Consider the following 17,268-nt stretch of genomic DNA (forward strand, 5'->3'; position numbering starts at 1 on the left):
CGTAAGATTTGGCTTTTTTAATTACCTTATTAATTGTTTTAGGACTATCCAGATCTGCTCTCTACTCTTTAACTAAATAACTATCTTTACTTCAACTAAAAAACAGTCATGAAAAAAATAATATTTCTACTCTCTACCGCAGCGATTCTAGCATCATGTAGTTCTTCAAAAAAAATAGACTCTGTCTCAAGGGCTATGGAGAATGTTGAGAAGATCAACGAGCTTAAATTTCCAAAAGCAAACACTATTCAAATAGCTCAAGATGTGGCTTTCCTTGCTAGTGACGATTTAAAAGGTCGTGATACAGGGTCAGAAGGTATAGAAAAAGCGGCTGCTTATCTTTCAGAACGTTTTCAAGAGTTAGGTATCGCATCCTATAAAGGGTCTTATCTAGATAACTTTGATGCAAAAGGTAAAAAAGCCTTTAACGTACTAGCCATGATTCCAGGATCTGATAAAGCGTTGAAAGATGAAGTTGTAGTGATAGGTGCTCATTACGATCATATAGGTATGTTACAAGCCGTTGCAGGAGATAGTATAGCAAATGGTGCAAACGATAACGCAACCGGTACAGCATCTGTTCTTGCTCTAGCGACTAATTTTAAGGAACTTGATTTTAATAGAAGAACCGTAGTTTTTGCTTTGTTCTCAGCTGAAGAAAAAGGACTTCTAGGTTCTAAGCACCTTGCAAACCGTATGAAGGAAGAAGGTGTGAATGTAGTCGCGATGCTTAATTTTGAAATGACAGGAACACCTATGGTAAACCGTCCATACATTGCATATTTAACAGGGCATGATGGCTCTAATATGGCAGCTGTTTTTAACGAGGCAAATATCAATCGTGTCGTTACAGGTAAACTAGATCAAGCGGCAAAATTTAATCTATTTAAAAGATCAGACAACTATCCATTCTTTGAGGCATTTAATGTTCCTTCTCAAACCTTCAGTACATTTGATTTTACAAATTTTGATCACTATCACAAAGTAGGAGACGACACAACAAAGGTAAATACAGACCACATGGCGCAGTTAGTAAATGCGGTGATGCCAGGTGTGTTTAATGTTGTTAATGGTAAGAAATTGAAATTAACACCAGCAACAAATGAGTAAAAGAATAATAATTACAGGAACTAGTCGCGGTATAGGCTTTGAGCTTACTCAATTACTTTCTAATGCTGGACATGAGGTGATAGCGCTTTCGCGAAAGATTGCTTCCGTACAGGCTCTAGAACGTAGTACAGTTCTCGCTATCGCAACAGATTTAAGTGACCAGTCTAGTATAGATCATGCAGCAAATGAAATTCTGAAAAAATGGGATCGCATAGATGTGGTTATTCATAACGCAGGTATGTTGGTTAATAAGCCTTTTGAGCAATTAACAGCTCAAGACTTTCAGCAATGTTATGCGGTAAATGTTTTTGGAGTAGCAGCATTAACACAGGCTTTAATGCCGGCTATGAACAACGATTCACATGTAATCGCTATAAGTTCTATGGGAGGTATTCAAGGAAGTGCAAAATTCCCTGGACTTGCCGCTTATTCTAGCGCAAAAGCAGCTGTAATTACACTTTTTGAGCTCTTAGCAGAAGAATATAAAGAAAACGGACCGTCATTCAATACACTTGCTTTAGGAGCCGTACAAACTGAAATGCTAGAAGAAGCTTTTCCGGGATATAAAGCACCATTAACGGCTACAGAAATGGCAGCTTATATTATGAATTTTGCCTTAACAGGTAATAAGTTCTATAATGGTAAAGTTTTAGAAGTTAGTTCTAGTACTCCTTAAAGAAATATCGATCAACGATTGCAGATTAACGATATCAGATTTTTGATTTTTTAGATGTCAGTTCGAGCGGCAGTCGGGAACGATTATTACCCAGTTTCAATTTGATATTTAATTGGAGATGTTGATTTTCAAATCTTTAGGAATGGAAATCAAAGCGCTACCTTAACTTATAAGGTTTTTCCCGATAGCAAATAGCCTAATATTATTATGTCGAACTCACGTTATTTATGAATTTACTAACGCAATGGCAGTACCTTCCTGATAATGACTCTTGTAATGAATGCGTAACACCAGAGGCGTGGAAAGTTGTACTTCTTATAGGTTTCATAGTAACGATCGGATTATTATACAGCTTTGTTATTAGAAAATATCTTGATAAAAGAGATGATTAAGAACGTAATTTTAGACACTCAATTATCAACTATGCATTTTGTCAAATTGATCATATTGTTTTTACAGCTGTCACCGCACAAAACAACCAGTAGACTTCCAGGTAGACCGATGGAAGGCTACTGGCATGTGTACGTTGGGATTGTAATTTTTATTTTGGGTTTTGCTATTTATGGAAGGTGGAAAATGAAGCAATTAAAAAATAAAAGTGATTCTGAAGATTATTGATTTAATCTCTTTTGTATCCTATATTTCATGTTCTACTTTGATCTGTAAGGTTTCGCCAATAAAAAAAGAGCTAGAAATTAGATGAAATATTAGAACGGCAACCTAAAAGGTTTTCATCACTAACAACCGATTTATATAACGAACTTACGATTTAGCCGTTTTCTATTTTTGTGGGAATTTATACGTGTGAAAATCAAGAAAAGGTATGATCAAATTTCTCATAAAGTGTGGAAATTCAATAAACCATTTTCACTACTCCGCAATAACTCTAATTTTTCCTTTTACGACTTCAGCAAGTTCACGAGCAGCGACTATATCATCTGCGACTATAGTCACATGTCCCATTTTTCTAAATGGTCTAGTTTCTTTTTTACCGTAGATATGAGGTGTTACACCTGGCATGGCAAGAATATCTTCTATACCATCGTAGATTACATTACCGGTATGACCTTCTTCTCCTACTAGATTTACCATGACACTTGCAACTGTGCTGTCTGTAGCACCTAGAGGTAAATTGCATACACATCTTACATGTTGCTCAAATTGGTCTGTAATAGATCCTTCTATAGTGTGGTGCCCAGAATTATGTGGTCTTGGTGCTACTTCATTAACTAGTAGCTCGCCAGACTTAGTAAGAAACATTTCTACTGCAAGTAAGCCTACATGTTCATAAGCTTCAGAAACTTCTAAAGCAAGTTCTCTCGCACGGTCAGAAATATCCATGTTAATACGTGCTGGACATATGACATATTCCACCTGATTTGCCTCAGGATGGAACTCCATCTCTACTACTGGGTATGTTTTCATCTCTCCGTTTGCATTACGAGCAACGATTACAGCTAGTTCTAGATCAAAATCGACCATATCTTCATAAATACACTCTACTTGAGGTAAGTCTTCTAGGTCACTAGCTTGTCGTATTACTTTGACACCTTTTCCGTCATAACCACCTTCGGCACTTTTCCATATAAAAGGATAGTCTCTTTGGTGTTCTAGATTAGGTTGAGAGTATACCTCAAAGGCTGCAGTCGCGATGTCTTTATCTTGGTAGAAAGATTTTTGTCGCGCTTTATTTCTTATTAGATTAAGAACTTTGGCACTAGGAGAAACAGCTATTCCTTTATCTTCTAGATCTTGAAGCGCTTGCACGTTTACGTTTTCTATTTCTACAGTAAGAACATCTACCTGTTCACCAAATTCCATTACAGATTCATAATCCATAATATCTCCTTCAAAGTAAACGTCACAGCCTTGAAAAGCCGGTGCCGTATCGTCCTTATCCATCACATAAGTGTTGATGTCCCATTTTCTAGTAGTGTAAAGCATCATTTTGCCTAGTTGTCCACCGCCTAAAATACCTAATGTAAAACTTGAAGAGAATTGTGTCTGTTTCATGTTTCAAAAATAAGTGGTTAAATTGAAACCTAACTTGAAATAGAAACAGAATTATATATATTTAAACCGATTAGTTTATCAGTCTAATAACCACCGCTAACAGATACTGTCAACTGCTTACTAAATAGTATCTTTGCAAAAAATGAACTATAGTGATTAAGATCCACGATCTTTATTTTAAACCTTTTTTGAGCGCACAAGAAATAGCTGCTGCTGTAGATAACCTTGCGTCTCAAATCAACAAAGATTTATCAAATAAAAAGCCCGTATTTTTAGGAATATTAAATGGTAGTTACATGGTACTTGCCGACCTGACTCGTAAATTTAATCATGAATGTGAGATAAGTTTCTTGCGTGCAAAAAGTTACGACGGTACTAGTTCTACTGGTGTCGTAGAGTTTGGTAACGAGCTAGATGTAGATCTAGCAGGTAGGACAGTTGTTATCGTAGAGGATATAGTAGATAGTGGTCTGACGGTAGAGAAGCTTTCGCGAAAGCTAGCCGAACACAATCCTCTAGAGATTAAAATAGCAACGCTCTTTTTTAAACCAGAAGTGTATGATCGAGAGTTGAAAATCGATTATATAGGGCAGGAAATAGAAAATAAATTTGTCGTGGGATACGGCATGGATTATAATAATTTAGGGCGCAATTTGCCCGAACTTTACGTACAAACTCAACGCATGAAAAATATCGTTTTATTCGGCCCTCCAGGAGCAGGAAAAGGAACTCAAGCAACTCGTCTAAAAGACAAATATGGTTTAATTCATATTTCTACAGGAGATGTTTTTAGATACAATATTAAAAACGGTACTGAATTAGGGACGCTGGCAAAGTCGTTTATGGACAAAGGAAACCTAGTGCCGGATGAGGTAACTATTAAAATGCTTAAGGCCGAGGTTGAAAAAACACCAGATGCTGCAGGTTTTATTTTTGATGGTTTTCCTAGAACAGATGCACAAGCAACGGCGCTAGACGAATTATTATCTGAAAAAAATACAGAGATAGCTGGAATGGTAGCTCTAGAAGTAGATGATGAAGCTCTAGTAGAACGTCTTCTAGAAAGAGGTAAAGCCAGCGGTCGCCCAGATGATGCTAATGAAGGTGTGATAAGAGATCGTATCTCGGTTTATTACAAGCAAACTGCACCGTTAAAAGATTTTTATGAAGCGCAAGGTAAATATTACGGCGTGGATGGAGTAGGATCTATGGATGCTATTACAGAGCGTTTAAGTGTAGAGTTTGATAAACTTTAAAAAGTAACAAGTAGAAACTATCCCCTTCTGGTCTAGGGAAACGGTTTCAAATATTATAAATACTCAGTTAACTATTAACTGAGAACAAAAAATGGTTTCTTAATAACCGTTTAACTGAACATAGAACTATGACTGAAGGAAATTTTGTCGATTATACAAAGGTAACTGTAGAATCTGGCCGTGGCGGTAAAGGAAGTACTCACTTACACAGGGAAAAATATATAGATAAAGGTGGCCCTGATGGTGGTGATGGTGGTCGTGGTGGTCATATCATACTTAGAGGAAATAAAAATCTATGGACACTTTATCATTTTAAATACAAACGCCACTTTAAGGCTGCTCAAGGTGGTAACGGTGCAAAGCAACGTAGAACTGGGTACGATGGTGAGGATATTATAATAGAATTGCCATTAGGTACCGTTATTAGAGATACAGAAACTGGTCTTGTGGTACATGAGATTCTAGAAGATGGTGCCGATTTTATTCTTTGTGAAGGTGGAAAAGGTGGTCGTGGTAACTGGCATTTTAAAACCTCTACTAGACAGACGCCTCGTTATGCGCAGACAGGAATGGATGGTACATCTCTAGATGTGACTTTTGAACTTAAAATTCTTGCAGACGTAGGTCTGGTAGGATTTCCTAATGCAGGTAAATCTACATTACTTTCTGTTCTTACAGCGGCAAAACCTAAAATAGCTAACTACGAGTTTACTACTTTAAAGCCTAATCTAGGTATTGTAGAATACCGTGATTATAAAACTTTTGTAATAGCAGATATTCCTGGTATTATAGAAGGCGCTGCAGAAGGTAAGGGAATAGGTCACCGTTTTTTAAGACACATTGAGCGTAACTCTACCTTACTATTTCTTGTTCCTGCAGACTCTGACGATATAAGTGCAGAGTATGACATTCTAGTAAATGAGTTGAGAAAGTACAACCCAGAGATGCTAGACAAAGAACGTTTTGTAGTGATCTCAAAAGCCGACATGCTGGACGAAGAGTTGATGGAGCAAATGAGAGAAGAGCTAGATAATGAAGGAGCTTTTAATGGAGCGCCTTATATGTTTATATCTTCTATTTCACAGCATAATTTAACACAGTTAAAAGATCGTCTATGGGCGATGTTGAACGAGTAGATTGCAATTTCCTAATCTAGAAAATAGTTAAAAATGATTAAACAGTTTATTCTTACAGTAATCTTGTTGACCTGTACATTAAGTACAGCGCAAGATTTTTTAGGAACATGGAGTTTTAACCGTGTGGATCGTGAGGCTATTGATGATGGTGTCTTGAGTGCTGAAGAACTAGAAAAACGAATTAGCACCGTTTCAAACATGTTTGCTTCTTATAAATTAGTTTTTAAAGAAGACGGTACTTATGTAAATAAGTTCATGGGAAAAGAGACAGAGGCTACTTACATTAAAGAAGGTAATACGCTACAACTAGAAGAAGGTTCTCTAGAGATATTATCTGAAAATGAAGCTCGTTATTCTTTAAGGAATATGCGCTTTTATTTGATAAAAGGCGATGTTACAGCGGTAAAAACTTATACATATTTAAAAGAAACCAGCTATAAAAACGAGACGATAAACGAAGAGTTGCTTCTAGGTAAATGGAAGGTAGAAGAAGTAAGAGTTGTTAATGAGTCTGAAGGTGCAGAGATGTTTGAAATGGTGGGGTTAATGATAACGCTGCATTTTAAAACTAGTGAAGAGGTAGAGCTAGGTGTAAGTGGATTCGGTAATACCCAAAAGTTTAAAATTAATCATGATAATAACGACCTAGTAGGTACTTCAAATTCTGGTGATGAAAAGATTGTATATAGAATACATCAAGTAAGTGATAATTTTATGATAGTCTCACAAATAGAAGATGAGATTTTATTATACATGGTCAGAGACAACTAGATAGTATTTAAATACTATCATAAAAGCCTGAATCTTTAAAAGATTCAGGCTTTTAGCTTTTTGGTATACTAAATTTTATAGCTCAAATTACTTAGCATATTTCACCATTGCTCAGTTGTAAACGTGCTAAATAAAACTAAGATGAGTTAATTAGTTATCATTCATTCATTGCCACCGTACGATGATTATTTATGAGCGATGTTTTTTATTTATACAGTAAATAGTTCTTTCTAATTTCTTGATAATCTTCTAGTCCTTTCTCCCAAGTGGCTGCTATTTCTTGTGCGGTCATACCTTTCTCGATCTGTGCTTGCAATGTTTTTGTTCCTGCTAGCTTAGTAAAAAATGAGTTGAAGAAGTTTTGTTTTGATGGCGCTTTCGCGAAAGCGTCTACCAAAAATTCTAAGTTTAAATGATCTAGCTTTTTATAATCTCTAAGATCTACACCGTAGCATTTCTTCCCGTTAAATTTAGGTCTTTTGGCACCTACATTAGGCGTAGGTGTAAAGTCAAAGTCTGTGTATTTTACCAGTGATGGAGAACCGTAAACTTGAAATTGCATCTCTGTACCACGGCCTACACTTACATCTGTACCTTCAAAGAAGCAAAGACTAGGATATAGATTTATAGCCTGGTCATTAGGTAGGTTAGGAGATGGTTTTATAGGTATGCTATACGAAGAGTCGTGTGTGTAGTTTTTACATTCTATGATCTCTAGGTTTGTTGTTAGGTTTTTATCTAGCCAGTTTTCTCCGTTAATCATGAGGGCGTATTCTCCTATAGTCATACCGTGAATGACGGGAACAGGATGCATACCTACAAAGCTCTGATGCTCTTGCTCTAGAATGGGACCGTCTATATAATGACCGTTAGGATTAGGTCTGTCTAGAACAATCAATTTTTTATCGTACTGTCCGCAGGCCTCCATGACATAATGTAGTGTAGAGATGTAAGTGTAAAAACGTGCACCAACGTCTTGTATGTCAAAAAGGACAACGTCTATGTCTTCTAATTGTTCTTTGTAAGGCTTTTTGTTTTTACCATATAAAGAAATAATAGGCAGCCCAGTTTGCGAGTCTATACCATCTTTAATCGTTGCGCCAGCGTCTGCAGTGCCTCTAAAGCCATGCTCTGGTGCAAATACTCTTTTAATGTCTATGCCATGTGCTAATAGAGTGTCTACAAGATGTGTGTAACGTAGTTTTTCTTTAGTTTTCCATTCTTTAGAAATAATGGTGTCTTGCGTTTTTACAACACTGGTTTGATTACCTACTATGGCAACTCTTTTACCTTTTAATTTTTCTATCCAATCGCCTAACAAATAAGCCGCAGGTATGGGATCGTTGTTATTTGCGTCTACTAGAAGCTGTTCATTGCGATTATCTTGGAGAATGATTTCTTCTTCAATAGGAGATGTAGGTGTATTATTACCATTGATCTTAGAATTACAAGAAGTTATTCCTATGACCATAGCGATTATGGTATATTTGAATATAGAAGGAGAAAAAGTGAATCTAGAGTATTTCATTGCTAAAAGGGTACAAAGTAGTACAAGTTATAAAAATAGCGTAAGTGCGCCGATAATAAAAATTGCGATAGCAGCAATTGCCATAGGTATTATTGTGATGCTTATTGCTATTGCCACTGGTGTAGGCCTACAGAAAAAAATAAAAGAGAAGGTAAGTGCCTTTAATGGACATGTAAGTATTTCGTTATATGATCGCAATAATTCTGTAACCACGGTAAAACCTATCTCAAAAGAACAAGATTTTTATCCTGACTTTGCAAATGTGCCAGCGGTAACACATATACAGGCTATCGCAACTAAAGGAGGTATGATACGCACAGCAACTGACTTTGAAGGAATCATACTTAAAGGAGTTGGTACAGATTACAACTGGCAGTATCTTCAAGATTTTCTAATAGAAGGTGCGTTGCCCGAATTAAATAAGGAGGACACTTCTTTTGATGTATTAATTTCTGATGATATTGCTGCGCGTTTACAACTTACTGTAGGAGACCAAGCGAGTACTTATTTTATGAAAGCAAATGGTCAGGAGCCTATAGCTAGATTTTTTACTGTTTCTGGGATTTATGATAGCGGTCTAGAAGAATATGACTCTAAATTTATAGTAGGTGATATTAAACACATACAACGTATCAATAAATGGGATGAGAGTCAAGTAGGGAAGTTTGAGGTTTTTATTAATGATTTTGATCAACTAGATGAAATAGGTAGAAACATACAGTTAAATACACCGTCAGAATTAAATGCCAAAACTATAGAACAAGGGCTACCTGCTATATTTCAATGGCTCGCTTTGTTAGATGGTAATATTTTTGGAATTATAGGTATTATTCTTATTGTAGGTATAATCAACATGATAACCGCATTATTAGTACTGATTCTAGACCGTACTAATATGATAGGTGTTTTAAAGTCGCTAGGCGCGTCTAACTGGACGGTGCGTAAAATATTTCTATACAATGCAATGAATTTAGTTTTCAAAGGCCTTGTGATAGGGAATGTCATAGGTCTAGGTTTGATAGGAATTCAGTACTTTTTCAGCCCGTTAACGCTAGATCCACAATCGTATCATGTGACAGAAATGCCTGTTTATATATCGTGGTGGCATGTTATAGCCTTAAATCTAGGAACCTTTGTAGTATGTTTACTCGCTTTGATTATCCCTACTTTTATAGTGAGTAAAATAAGCCCGGTTAAGGCGATGAGGTTTGAGTAGGTTAAATGGTAAATGTCTAATGATAAATATAATCTTAAGGCATTAAGATTATATTTATCATTCTAGTGAATTAAATCTATAAATATCAACATCGATTGTTGTCTTTGTTTGATGCAAAAAATCAATTGTTTTTAAATCATACCCAAGAGCTGGTGTTGATTGGTTAGGATTGATATCAATATCTAAAACAATTTGCAAAACTGAATCAAGCTGATATTCATCTTTTAGCATTATAATAATATCAATCTTACTATAAAGTATTTCAACTATCTCTTCTATCAGTTTATAAACGTTATAATATTCTTTTCCCTTTTCGGTAGATATTTTCCAGCATGAGAATCTTAGACTTGAGTTGTAATTTCCTTTATCTCCCTTATTCCGTGATTCGGTCGGTTTAATTCCAAGTCTTTCAGTTAATTCATTTGTATCAAAATCATCTCCGATTAGCGAGAAATATACATATGTATTAGAGGATTCATTCATCTTCTACCACCCTTTAGAAGTCTTTCCAGCCTCTAGCTTATCCTCAATATAATCTGGTAGTTGATAAAAGAAATCAGTTCCTGTCAACTCTTCTATTTTATCTACACTAGTGATAAAGTCATAAATAGATTTATTAGTCTTTTCATGTGGCATTAAAAAAGCAACCATTTTACCACCATTAGAGTCATTGCGATATAGGATTTTATAATACTGTTCTGGTACAGATACATCTTCAGAACCTATTGACTTTAAATCGTCTTTTAGGACAGATCCTGTGATCACATAAACCTCATCATAGCGCTTTGCATAATACCTAGTCTTTTGCTCTAGTGTGTTCCATATACCGGCATTAAAGGCATGTTCTTGTGGACTTATGTTAGAAGTAAGAAAAGTCTCGTCATGAGCAGCTTTAGTAGATTTTCTATCTCCAGCAGGAACGAGGTGGCCTTTATCATAACCACTTTTTTTATAATTGCGCCAATGAGCAGCCTTGGTTTTTACTTTGTCATCTACCTCAAAGTAAGGTCTTTTGTAATTGTTATTAGTTATGTCACTTGCTCTTAAAACATGCGCTGTCCACTCTGCCTGCTCATGTTGTTCGTTATAAGATAGACTGTAAGTATGGTGGTTTACAATTTGATTATTAGAACGTGGTAGGAAATCTTTTAATGCTAGTGATTTAATACCATCACCATCTACATCACGATTTAGAAATTCATCTTGCGATAGGTTATCTTCAGAATATGTTTCGTTTTCTTTATTTTGATAGGTGTAATAAACAGCAGCACACGCCAGTATTATAATAGGGTAAATGTATTTTCTCATCTAACTAGTTTTTACGTCCAGTGCATCTCTTAAAGCATTTCCTAAAAGCATAAAAGCCATTACTAAGGTCATGATAGCAATCCCTGGAACGATTGCAAGATACGCCTTGTCTAGAATTATGTATTGATAATGATCTTTAATCATACTGCCCCAACTAGGCATAGGTGGTTGTGCGCCTAGACCTAGAAAGCTAAGACCGCTTTCTATAAGGATGGATGCGGCAAAATTTGCTGCACTAATCACGATTACAGGGGCCATAATATTAGGTAGAATATGTTTTGTTATAATTCTAAAATTGTTAAATCCTAAAGCTTTGGCAGCAGTCACGTATTGATATTCTTTGGCGACTATTATCTGACCACGTACCACACGTGCCACTTCTACCCACATCGTTAGACCTACGGCTATAAAGACAGTGAGAAATCCTTTTCCTAAAGCTATACTTATAGCAATTACCATAAGAAGTGTAGGAATGGACCAAGTAACATTGATTAACCACATGATAGCAGCGTCTATTTTGCCACCATAATAACCTGCGACGGCTCCTAAAAATATTCCAATAAATAAGGAAATAAAAACCGTTACAAATCCTATAGAAATACTGACTCTAGTCCCTATCATCATACGGCTCAAAAGGTCACGACCATATTTATCTGTACCTAGAAGAAATGTTTTTTTAGTGGTGTAGCTTTCGCGAAAGCGAGACAAATCCATCTTATCTTTTAATCTTAAAGGCACTTCTATAAAAGGCAATAGATTACCATCTACATCATAAGGACGGTAATAAAAATTACCATCTTTGAAATCAAGATCTGAATAAGGGATTTCTTCAATGGTGGATGTTTTACCATTCCACCAGTCCCAAAAACTAGATTCTGTTTGTACAGATGGAAGTTGCAGAAGGTTTACCGTAAAACCTGGAGGCTGTGAATGGATGGAAATATGCATTTGATTTGCATACTGCGTGTCGTCTGGTGCGAGTACATATGCAAATAATGCGATGATGGCATAAAATAGAATAACTATAAAACTCAAAACGCCCCAGAAGTTTTTTTTGAACTTCTGGAGCGCGATAGAGCTTAATGATGTTGATTTATGAGACATTAATTCTTAACGCTCCATTTAGTCTTGTTATCATTTTTAATATTGTTCATGCGTAAATCTTTAAGAACATTTACAGCCTCAGAAACATAGACATCTTTCTTAAGATTTTTCATCCATGCTTCACGTTTATCTTTAAGAGCACTATCATTTAAAGTTAGTGTCTTCTCATAAGTTAGCATATCAAATTCTAAGTTGTTTTTATAATCAGATAAAGAGTCAAATTGCTCTGTTTCTTTTTCTAACCTATCTAGGCGCTCGCTATATTCTGTGAAATTTAACGGAATGTCATTGTTATCACGTTGCTCGCTCAACCATTTTGCGTTGTCATCGATCAGCTTAAATGTAGGGTTGTTATTTATTCTTTCTTGTGCCTTTTGAATAGATTCTGCAAGATTAGAATAGCCTGTAAATTTATTATAATCTGCTTTGGCGATTTCATCATAAGGAAGTGGGAATTCTTCATCACGTTCTCCTACATCAATATAACTATATCTACCTGGAGTTACCACGTCACTTTTTACACCTTCTAGTTGTGTGCTACCACCATTAATTCTATAGAATTTTTGAGTAGTTAATTTTACAGCACCTAGATCACCATATTCATTATTACGTACCCACTGGTTAAGGTCTTCAAAATTTTGAACTGTTCCTTTACCGAAGGTTTGCTTACTACCTATTATCACAGCACGCTCATAATCTTGTAAAGCAGCGGCTAGTATTTCACTTGCACTTGCGCTAAACTCGTTTACCATAATCACTAGCGGGCCTTCCCAAAGAACCTCACCACTATCACTGTCTCTAAGAGTTCTTGTTCTTTTATCTTTTAAAGCTACTTGTACTACAGGACCTTCATCTACAAAAAGTCCAGCCATTTCTACTACTTCTCTTAAAGAACCGCCACCGTTATTACGTAGGTCTAATATAAGACCGTCCATACCTTCAGTTTTTAATCTTTTAATTTCCTGTGCGATATCGTTTCCTGATGCACGTCCATTAGGATCGTCAAAATCAAAATAGAATTTAGGTAGATTAATGAAACCAAATCTAAAGCCTTCATTTTTTCCTATTACAGATTTTGCAAACGTTTCTTCTATTTGAACAACATCTCTTATTAACGTGATGTCCTCTATAGAGCCATCCACTCTTTTAAGAGTTAAGATTACCTTACTACCTTTAGGGCCTTTTATAAGTTCTACTGCATCGCTTATTCTCATACCTACTATAGAGGTAGCAGTAGTATCTTTTTCTTGTGCTACTTTAAGAATTTTATCACCTACCTCGATCAATTCACTTTTCCATGCTGGTCCACCAGAGATAATCTCAATTACACTTATGTAATCCATTTTCTTTTGAAGGCGTGCACCTATTCCTTCTAACTTACCACTCATTGAAGTATCAAAACGATCTTTGTTTTGAGGTGGGAAATAGTTAGTATGTGGATCAAAATGAGCAGTTATAGAATTTACAAATAAAGAGAAATAGTCCAGACGTTGTACATCGTCATTATTGTCAAAATTCTCTAACATAGACTTTTTGATCTCTGCTCTGGTTTCTTTTTCTAGATCAACTAGGCTCTTTTGCTCAGATTCAGGATCTTCCTCAAGAGCTTCCTTTTGCTCTTCTATTTTATCGTAATACGTACCTAGAGCTGTTAGCTTTAAAAGTTTTCTCCACCTATCTTTTAACTCAGCTTTATCCTTTGCATAGGGTGCCTTTTCATAATCGGTATCCATGCGCTCATCTATTGTAAAGTCAAATGGCGTTTCTATTAAATCTGCAAAAATCTTTTCTGATTCTTCCTGACGTTTTAAAAGACGCTCGTAGGTTAGATTAAATAAATCTACCTTACTATCACGTATTTGATCATCGATTAAATACTCATATGCCTGAAATTCTTTGTAATCACTTTCTAAAAAATATCTCCTTGCAGGATCTAAATCATTGATGTAATTGTCAAAAATTTCTTTTGAGAATTGATCGGTAAGATCTGCTGGTGAAAAGTGATTTCTTTTCAAGACGTGTGAAATTAAATTCACTAATAATTGCTCTTTTTCTTTGTCTCCAGGGTCTATAGTATTATTAGTAAAACTACAGCTAGCCGTTGCCACAAGTAATGTGAGTATCGCTAGTATAAAATTATTTTTAAGGAAATTCATAAGGATCTTCATTTGTCTCTTTCTACACATGTAAAAACCATGCCAATTTAAGATGGTTAAAGTAAGGCAAGAATATCACATGGTTCGGCTAATTTACTTAATTTTAACCACCTTAAAAATCTTATGGAAAATAAAAAGAAACCACTCATCCTTGTTACTAATGATGATGGTATTACCGCAAAGGGAATCAGGACGTTAATAAGTATTGCTAGAGAACTAGGCGATGTAGTAGTGGTTGCACCAGATAGTCCACAAAGTGCTATGGGACACGCAATAACTATAAACGACACGCTTTATGTAAAAGAATTCCTACAGCATGACTATGATCATAAAGAATATACAACTAGTGGTACACCAGTAGATTGTGTAAAAATGGCTAGCCATGAGATTTTAGATCGCAAACCAGATTTATGTATTAGCGGTATTAACCATGGTAGCAATAGTGCTATTAACGTGATTTATAGTGGTACCATGAGTGCTGCTATGGAGGCAGGTATAGAAGGCATTCCTGCCATAGGGTTTTCTCTATGTGATTATGATCATGATGCAGACTTCTCTCAGTCTAGAGATTATGTAAAACAAATTATTGAGCAAGTACTAGAAAAAGGTATGGCTAGAGGTGTTATCTTTAATGTAAACATACCTAAGGCTACAAAAGAAGAAATAAAAGGAGTTAAAATATGCCGTCAGGCAAATGCTTACTGGGTAGAAGAGTTTGATAAACGTACAAATCCTTATGGTAAAGATTATTACTGGCTTACAGGTAAATTTGTAAATGACGACAAAGGAGAAGATACAGACGAGTGGGCACTAGATAATAATTACATTTCTATAGTCCCTACACAATATGATCTTACCGCACATCATTATATAGGAGAACTTAATACATGGGATTTTGGCAAGTAGAATATTAAAAGGGTTTATTATGGGTCTTATAGCAAACGCTATAGGGACCTACTTATATATTATTCTCATAACACCTTATGAGTTTGAAGAAGCTCTAGTAGATGGTTATAGAGAAGGTTTTTTAGGTAAATTAATTGTACTGGGTGCGATTTTTAATTTAGTTTTATTCTTCTTTTTCTTGACTGGAAAAATAGGCAAGTTTAAAAAGCCAATTCAGGAATATGAGGCGCGTGGTGTTGTAATGGCTACTATGTTAGCAGGTATTGCAGGTTTAATGTTTAATTTTATTCTATGAAATACTATTTAATAGCAGGCGAGGCAAGTGGAGATCTTCATGGATCTTTACTTATGCAAGAGCTTAAGAAGAAAGATCCAGAGGCTCAATTTCAATTTTGGGGTGGAGATTTGATGGAGGCTCAAGGCGGTAAACTTGTTAAGCATTATAAAGAGCTCGCTTTTATGGGTTTTGTAGAGGTGTTGAGTAATCTCAAGACTATACTTAAAAACATAGGTATCTGTAAAAGAGATATTGAAGAGTTTAAGCCCGATGTTATTATCTATATAGATTATCCTGGATTTAATTTCAGGATTATGAAATGGGCAAAACTTAAAGGTTACCGCAATCACTATTATATATCTCCACAAATATGGGCATGGAAAGAAGGTCGCATCACTGCGATAAAAAATGATGTAGATGAGATGTACGTGATTCTGCCTTTTGAAAAAGATTTCTATGAGCAGAAACATCAGTTTCCAGTTCATTTTGTTGGACATCCATTAATAGACGCCATTTCTCAAAGAGAGCCTGTAGATCATATTAAATTTCTTGCCACTTATAATCTAGATGATAGGCCTCTTATTGCGTTATTGCCAGGTAGTCGCAAGCAAGAGATTAAAAAAATGCTTAGTGTTATGTTAGAGATGGTAGATCAGTATCCAGATTACCAATTCATCATTGCTGGTGCACCTGGTCAGGACGAGTCTTTTTATAGTACCTATTTAAAAAACTATCCAGTAACCCTAGTCATGAATCGCACTTATGATTTAATGAGTTTGTGTCATGCAGCGTTAGTAACCTCTGGTACCGCAACTTTAGAAACAGCTCTTTTTAAAGTGCCACAAGTGGTTTGTTATAAGGGTAGTTCTATCAGTTACCAGATTGCAAAAAGAATCGTGAAACTAGATTACATTTCTCTAGTTAACCTAATTATGGATGAGCCAGTGGTGACAGAGCTTATTCAGGGAGAATTTAATAAAAGAAAACTTAAGCAAGAACTGGACGCTATTTTAGACCCTACGCAACGCAATCGCATTTTTGCTGATTACTATGAGTTAGAAAAAAAATTAGGTGGTATAGGTGCGAGTGAGAACACAGCTAGTTTGATCTATAAAGATATTAAGAAGTAATATGAATGTAAGTATTCCGCTTTCGCGAAAGCAAGACCTAAATAAAAATCGTTCTATTCACATAGTTTCATTTTCATTATTAACTCTTTTGTTTTTAGGTTTAACCTCATGTGGTAGCTCTAAACCTAAAGTGGTTACTACAAAAAGAGAAGCCGCTAGAACATCAATTAAAAAGGAAAAACCTGCTACTGCGAGACCGGCGCGTACGATGATTGTTAAGACACCTGAAAAGGAATTTTCTTTTACGGAAGAACCAGATCAAAAACCTTATGAAGAGAGTACGTCATTTATTGATGAGGTAATTGATAATGCGATGGATTATAAAGGTGTGAAGTACCGTTATGGTGGTACAACTAGAAAAGGAATGGACTGCAGTGGTCTTATATGTACCGCATTTAAAGAGGCAGGTAAAACGGTGCCGCGTACCAGCCGCTCTATGTATGCTACTGCCCAAGAAATGGACCTCGATGAGGTGAGAAAAGGAGATTTTTTATTCTTTGCAACTGGTAGAAATAAACGCCAGGTAAATCATGTAGCCTTAATAACAAGAGTGACGCCTGGAGAAATTGAGTTTATACATTCTACAACATCTCGTGGCGTTATGACCTCTACACTTAATGAAGCATACTGGCTAAATGCCTTTCTTAGAGCAGGTAGGATAGATTAGAAATAGTTTAACTA

Annotated in this window: 18 protein-coding genes; 12 read left to right on the plus strand and 6 right to left on the minus strand. The window is 35.8% G+C overall.

From position 1 onward, the window contains the following. The first annotated feature begins 108 nt into the window (after positions 1–108). The 4 genes from ACJJVN_RS14965 (at position 109) to ACJJVN_RS14980 (ending at position 2,404) form a co-directional block, all read left to right on the plus strand. Positions 109–1,110 (plus strand): M20/M25/M40 family metallo-hydrolase, encoded by a 1,002-nt coding sequence (locus ACJJVN_RS14965; protein ID WP_405379168.1) that lies wholly within the window; start codon positions 109–111, stop codon positions 1,108–1,110. Continuing rightward, positions 1,103–1,786, plus strand: a complete 684-nt coding sequence (locus tag ACJJVN_RS14970; protein ID WP_405379171.1) for an SDR family NAD(P)-dependent oxidoreductase — start codon at positions 1,103–1,105, stop codon at positions 1,784–1,786. Before ACJJVN_RS14965 ends, ACJJVN_RS14970 begins: the two co-directional genes overlap by 8 nt. 227 nt (positions 1,787–2,013) lie before the next feature. Next, positions 2,014–2,178, plus strand: a complete 165-nt coding sequence (locus ACJJVN_RS14975; RefSeq protein WP_405379173.1) for a hypothetical protein — start codon at positions 2,014–2,016, stop codon at positions 2,176–2,178. Continuing rightward, a complete protein-coding gene (locus tag ACJJVN_RS14980; protein WP_405379176.1) occupies positions 2,171–2,404 on the plus strand; it encodes a hypothetical protein in 234 nt (77 codons plus the stop codon). Before ACJJVN_RS14975 ends, ACJJVN_RS14980 begins: the two co-directional genes overlap by 8 nt. A gap of 252 nt (positions 2,405–2,656) precedes the next feature. On the opposite strand, the gene purK is transcribed toward ACJJVN_RS14980, so the two are convergent. After that, positions 2,657–3,799, minus strand: coding sequence for a 5-(carboxyamino)imidazole ribonucleotide synthase (purK, locus tag ACJJVN_RS14985; protein WP_405379179.1), 1,143 nt, complete (start codon positions 3,797–3,799; stop codon positions 2,657–2,659). A 152-nt stretch (positions 3,800–3,951) separates the two neighbouring features. Here purK and ACJJVN_RS14990 point away from each other — a divergent pair, with 152 nt between their 5' ends. From ACJJVN_RS14990 to ACJJVN_RS15000, 3 genes are all read left to right on the plus strand, one after another. Then, on the plus strand, positions 3,952–5,055 hold the full coding sequence (locus ACJJVN_RS14990; RefSeq protein ID WP_405379182.1) for an adenylate kinase: 1,104 nt from the start codon (positions 3,952–3,954) through the stop codon (positions 5,053–5,055). Between the two features lie 128 nt (positions 5,056–5,183). Then, positions 5,184–6,191: a GTPase ObgE gene (obgE, locus tag ACJJVN_RS14995; RefSeq protein ID WP_104514643.1), complete on the plus strand. Its 1,008-nt coding sequence runs from the start codon at positions 5,184–5,186 to the stop codon at positions 6,189–6,191. A gap of 33 nt (positions 6,192–6,224) precedes the next feature. Beyond that, positions 6,225–6,962 (plus strand): hypothetical protein, encoded by a 738-nt coding sequence (locus ACJJVN_RS15000; protein ID WP_405379185.1) that lies wholly within the window; start codon positions 6,225–6,227, stop codon positions 6,960–6,962. 205 nt (positions 6,963–7,167) lie between these two features. On the opposite strand, the gene ACJJVN_RS15005 is transcribed toward ACJJVN_RS15000, so the two are convergent. Continuing rightward, entirely contained in the window at positions 7,168–8,433 is a 1,266-nt protein-coding gene (locus ACJJVN_RS15005) for an exo-beta-N-acetylmuramidase NamZ domain-containing protein (protein ID WP_405379188.1), read from the minus strand. Here ACJJVN_RS15005 and ACJJVN_RS15010 point away from each other — a divergent pair. Next, on the plus strand, positions 8,426–9,706 hold the full coding sequence (locus tag ACJJVN_RS15010; protein ID WP_405379190.1) for an ABC transporter permease: 1,281 nt from the start codon (positions 8,426–8,428) through the stop codon (positions 9,704–9,706). The genes ACJJVN_RS15005 and ACJJVN_RS15010 overlap by 8 nt on opposite strands. 57 nt (positions 9,707–9,763) lie before the next feature. Here the strand turns inward: ACJJVN_RS15010 and ACJJVN_RS15015 are convergent, their stop codons facing one another. From ACJJVN_RS15015 to ACJJVN_RS15030, 4 genes are read right to left on the minus strand one after another with little or no spacing between them, the layout of a single operon-like run. Next, complete coding sequence (locus tag ACJJVN_RS15015) at positions 9,764–10,189, minus strand: DUF4279 domain-containing protein (protein ID WP_405379193.1); 426 nt, start codon at positions 10,187–10,189, stop codon at positions 9,764–9,766. A gap of 3 nt (positions 10,190–10,192) precedes the next feature. Beyond that, on the minus strand, positions 10,193–11,014 hold the full coding sequence (locus tag ACJJVN_RS15020; protein ID WP_405379196.1) for a DNA/RNA non-specific endonuclease: 822 nt from the start codon (positions 11,012–11,014) through the stop codon (positions 10,193–10,195). Next, a complete protein-coding gene (locus ACJJVN_RS15025; protein WP_405379198.1) occupies positions 11,015–12,118 on the minus strand; it encodes an ABC transporter permease in 1,104 nt (367 codons plus the stop codon). Next, complete coding sequence (locus ACJJVN_RS15030) at positions 12,118–14,274, minus strand: carboxy terminal-processing peptidase (RefSeq protein WP_405379200.1); 2,157 nt, start codon at positions 14,272–14,274, stop codon at positions 12,118–12,120. The genes ACJJVN_RS15025 and ACJJVN_RS15030 overlap by 1 nt, the downstream gene beginning before the upstream one ends. A gap of 123 nt (positions 14,275–14,397) precedes the next feature. On the opposite strand from ACJJVN_RS15030, the gene surE reads away from it, so the two are divergent. From surE to ACJJVN_RS15050, 4 genes are read left to right on the plus strand one after another with little or no spacing between them, the layout of a single operon-like run. Beyond that, positions 14,398–15,180, plus strand: coding sequence for a 5'/3'-nucleotidase SurE (gene surE / locus ACJJVN_RS15035; protein WP_104514649.1), 783 nt, complete (start codon positions 14,398–14,400; stop codon positions 15,178–15,180). Between the two features lie 19 nt (positions 15,181–15,199). Next, entirely contained in the window at positions 15,200–15,475 is a 276-nt protein-coding gene (locus ACJJVN_RS15040; protein WP_104514650.1) for a hypothetical protein, read from the plus strand. Further along, the gene (gene lpxB / locus ACJJVN_RS15045) at positions 15,472–16,587 is read left to right on the plus strand and encodes a lipid-A-disaccharide synthase (protein WP_104514651.1); all 1,116 of its coding nucleotides are present in this window, start codon (positions 15,472–15,474) and stop codon (positions 16,585–16,587) included. The genes ACJJVN_RS15040 and lpxB overlap by 4 nt, the downstream gene beginning before the upstream one ends. Before the next feature lies 1 nt (position 16,588). Further along, positions 16,589–17,254 (plus strand): C40 family peptidase, encoded by a 666-nt coding sequence (locus tag ACJJVN_RS15050; RefSeq protein ID WP_405369776.1) that lies wholly within the window; start codon positions 16,589–16,591, stop codon positions 17,252–17,254. The last annotated feature ends 14 nt before the right edge of the window (positions 17,255–17,268 follow it).

Source organism: Nonlabens sp. Asnod3-A02, from assembly GCF_045063755.1.
GTDB classification, from domain to species: Bacteria; Bacteroidota; Bacteroidia; order Flavobacteriales; family Flavobacteriaceae; genus Nonlabens; species Nonlabens xylanidelens.

Bases quoted from the DNA above. Each gene is read 5' to 3' on its own strand.
- ACJJVN_RS15050 (WP_405369776.1), top strand. From the start codon at position 16,589: ATGAATGTAAGTATTCCGCTTTCGCGAAAGCAAGACCTAAATAAAAAT.
- ACJJVN_RS14965 (WP_405379168.1), top strand. From the start codon at position 109: ATGAAAAAAATAATATTTCTACTCTCTACCGCAGCGATTCTAGCATCA.
- ACJJVN_RS15040 (WP_104514650.1), top strand. From the start codon at position 15,200: ATGGGTCTTATAGCAAACGCTATAGGGACCTACTTATATATTATTCTC.
- ACJJVN_RS15020 (WP_405379196.1), bottom strand. From the start codon at position 11,014: ATGAGAAAATACATTTACCCTATTATAATACTGGCGTGTGCTGCTGTT.
- ACJJVN_RS14975 (WP_405379173.1), top strand. From the start codon at position 2,014: ATGAATTTACTAACGCAATGGCAGTACCTTCCTGATAATGACTCTTGT.
- purK (WP_405379179.1), bottom strand. From the start codon at position 3,799: ATGAAACAGACACAATTCTCTTCAAGTTTTACATTAGGTATTTTAGGC.
- surE (WP_104514649.1), top strand. From the start codon at position 14,398: ATGGAAAATAAAAAGAAACCACTCATCCTTGTTACTAATGATGATGGT.
- ACJJVN_RS15030 (WP_405379200.1), bottom strand. From the start codon at position 14,274: ATGAATTTCCTTAAAAATAATTTTATACTAGCGATACTCACATTACTT.
- obgE (WP_104514643.1), top strand. From the start codon at position 5,184: ATGACTGAAGGAAATTTTGTCGATTATACAAAGGTAACTGTAGAATCT.
- lpxB (WP_104514651.1), top strand. From the start codon at position 15,472: ATGAAATACTATTTAATAGCAGGCGAGGCAAGTGGAGATCTTCATGGA.
- ACJJVN_RS15015 (WP_405379193.1), bottom strand. From the start codon at position 10,189: ATGAATGAATCCTCTAATACATATGTATATTTCTCGCTAATCGGAGAT.
- ACJJVN_RS15025 (WP_405379198.1), bottom strand. From the start codon at position 12,118: ATGTCTCATAAATCAACATCATTAAGCTCTATCGCGCTCCAGAAGTTC.
- ACJJVN_RS14970 (WP_405379171.1), top strand. From the start codon at position 1,103: ATGAGTAAAAGAATAATAATTACAGGAACTAGTCGCGGTATAGGCTTT.
- ACJJVN_RS15000 (WP_405379185.1), top strand. From the start codon at position 6,225: ATGATTAAACAGTTTATTCTTACAGTAATCTTGTTGACCTGTACATTA.
- ACJJVN_RS15005 (WP_405379188.1), bottom strand. From the start codon at position 8,433: ATGGTCATAGGAATAACTTCTTGTAATTCTAAGATCAATGGTAATAAT.
- ACJJVN_RS14980 (WP_405379176.1), top strand. From the start codon at position 2,171: ATGATTAAGAACGTAATTTTAGACACTCAATTATCAACTATGCATTTT.
- ACJJVN_RS15010 (WP_405379190.1), top strand. From the start codon at position 8,426: ATGACCATAGCGATTATGGTATATTTGAATATAGAAGGAGAAAAAGTG.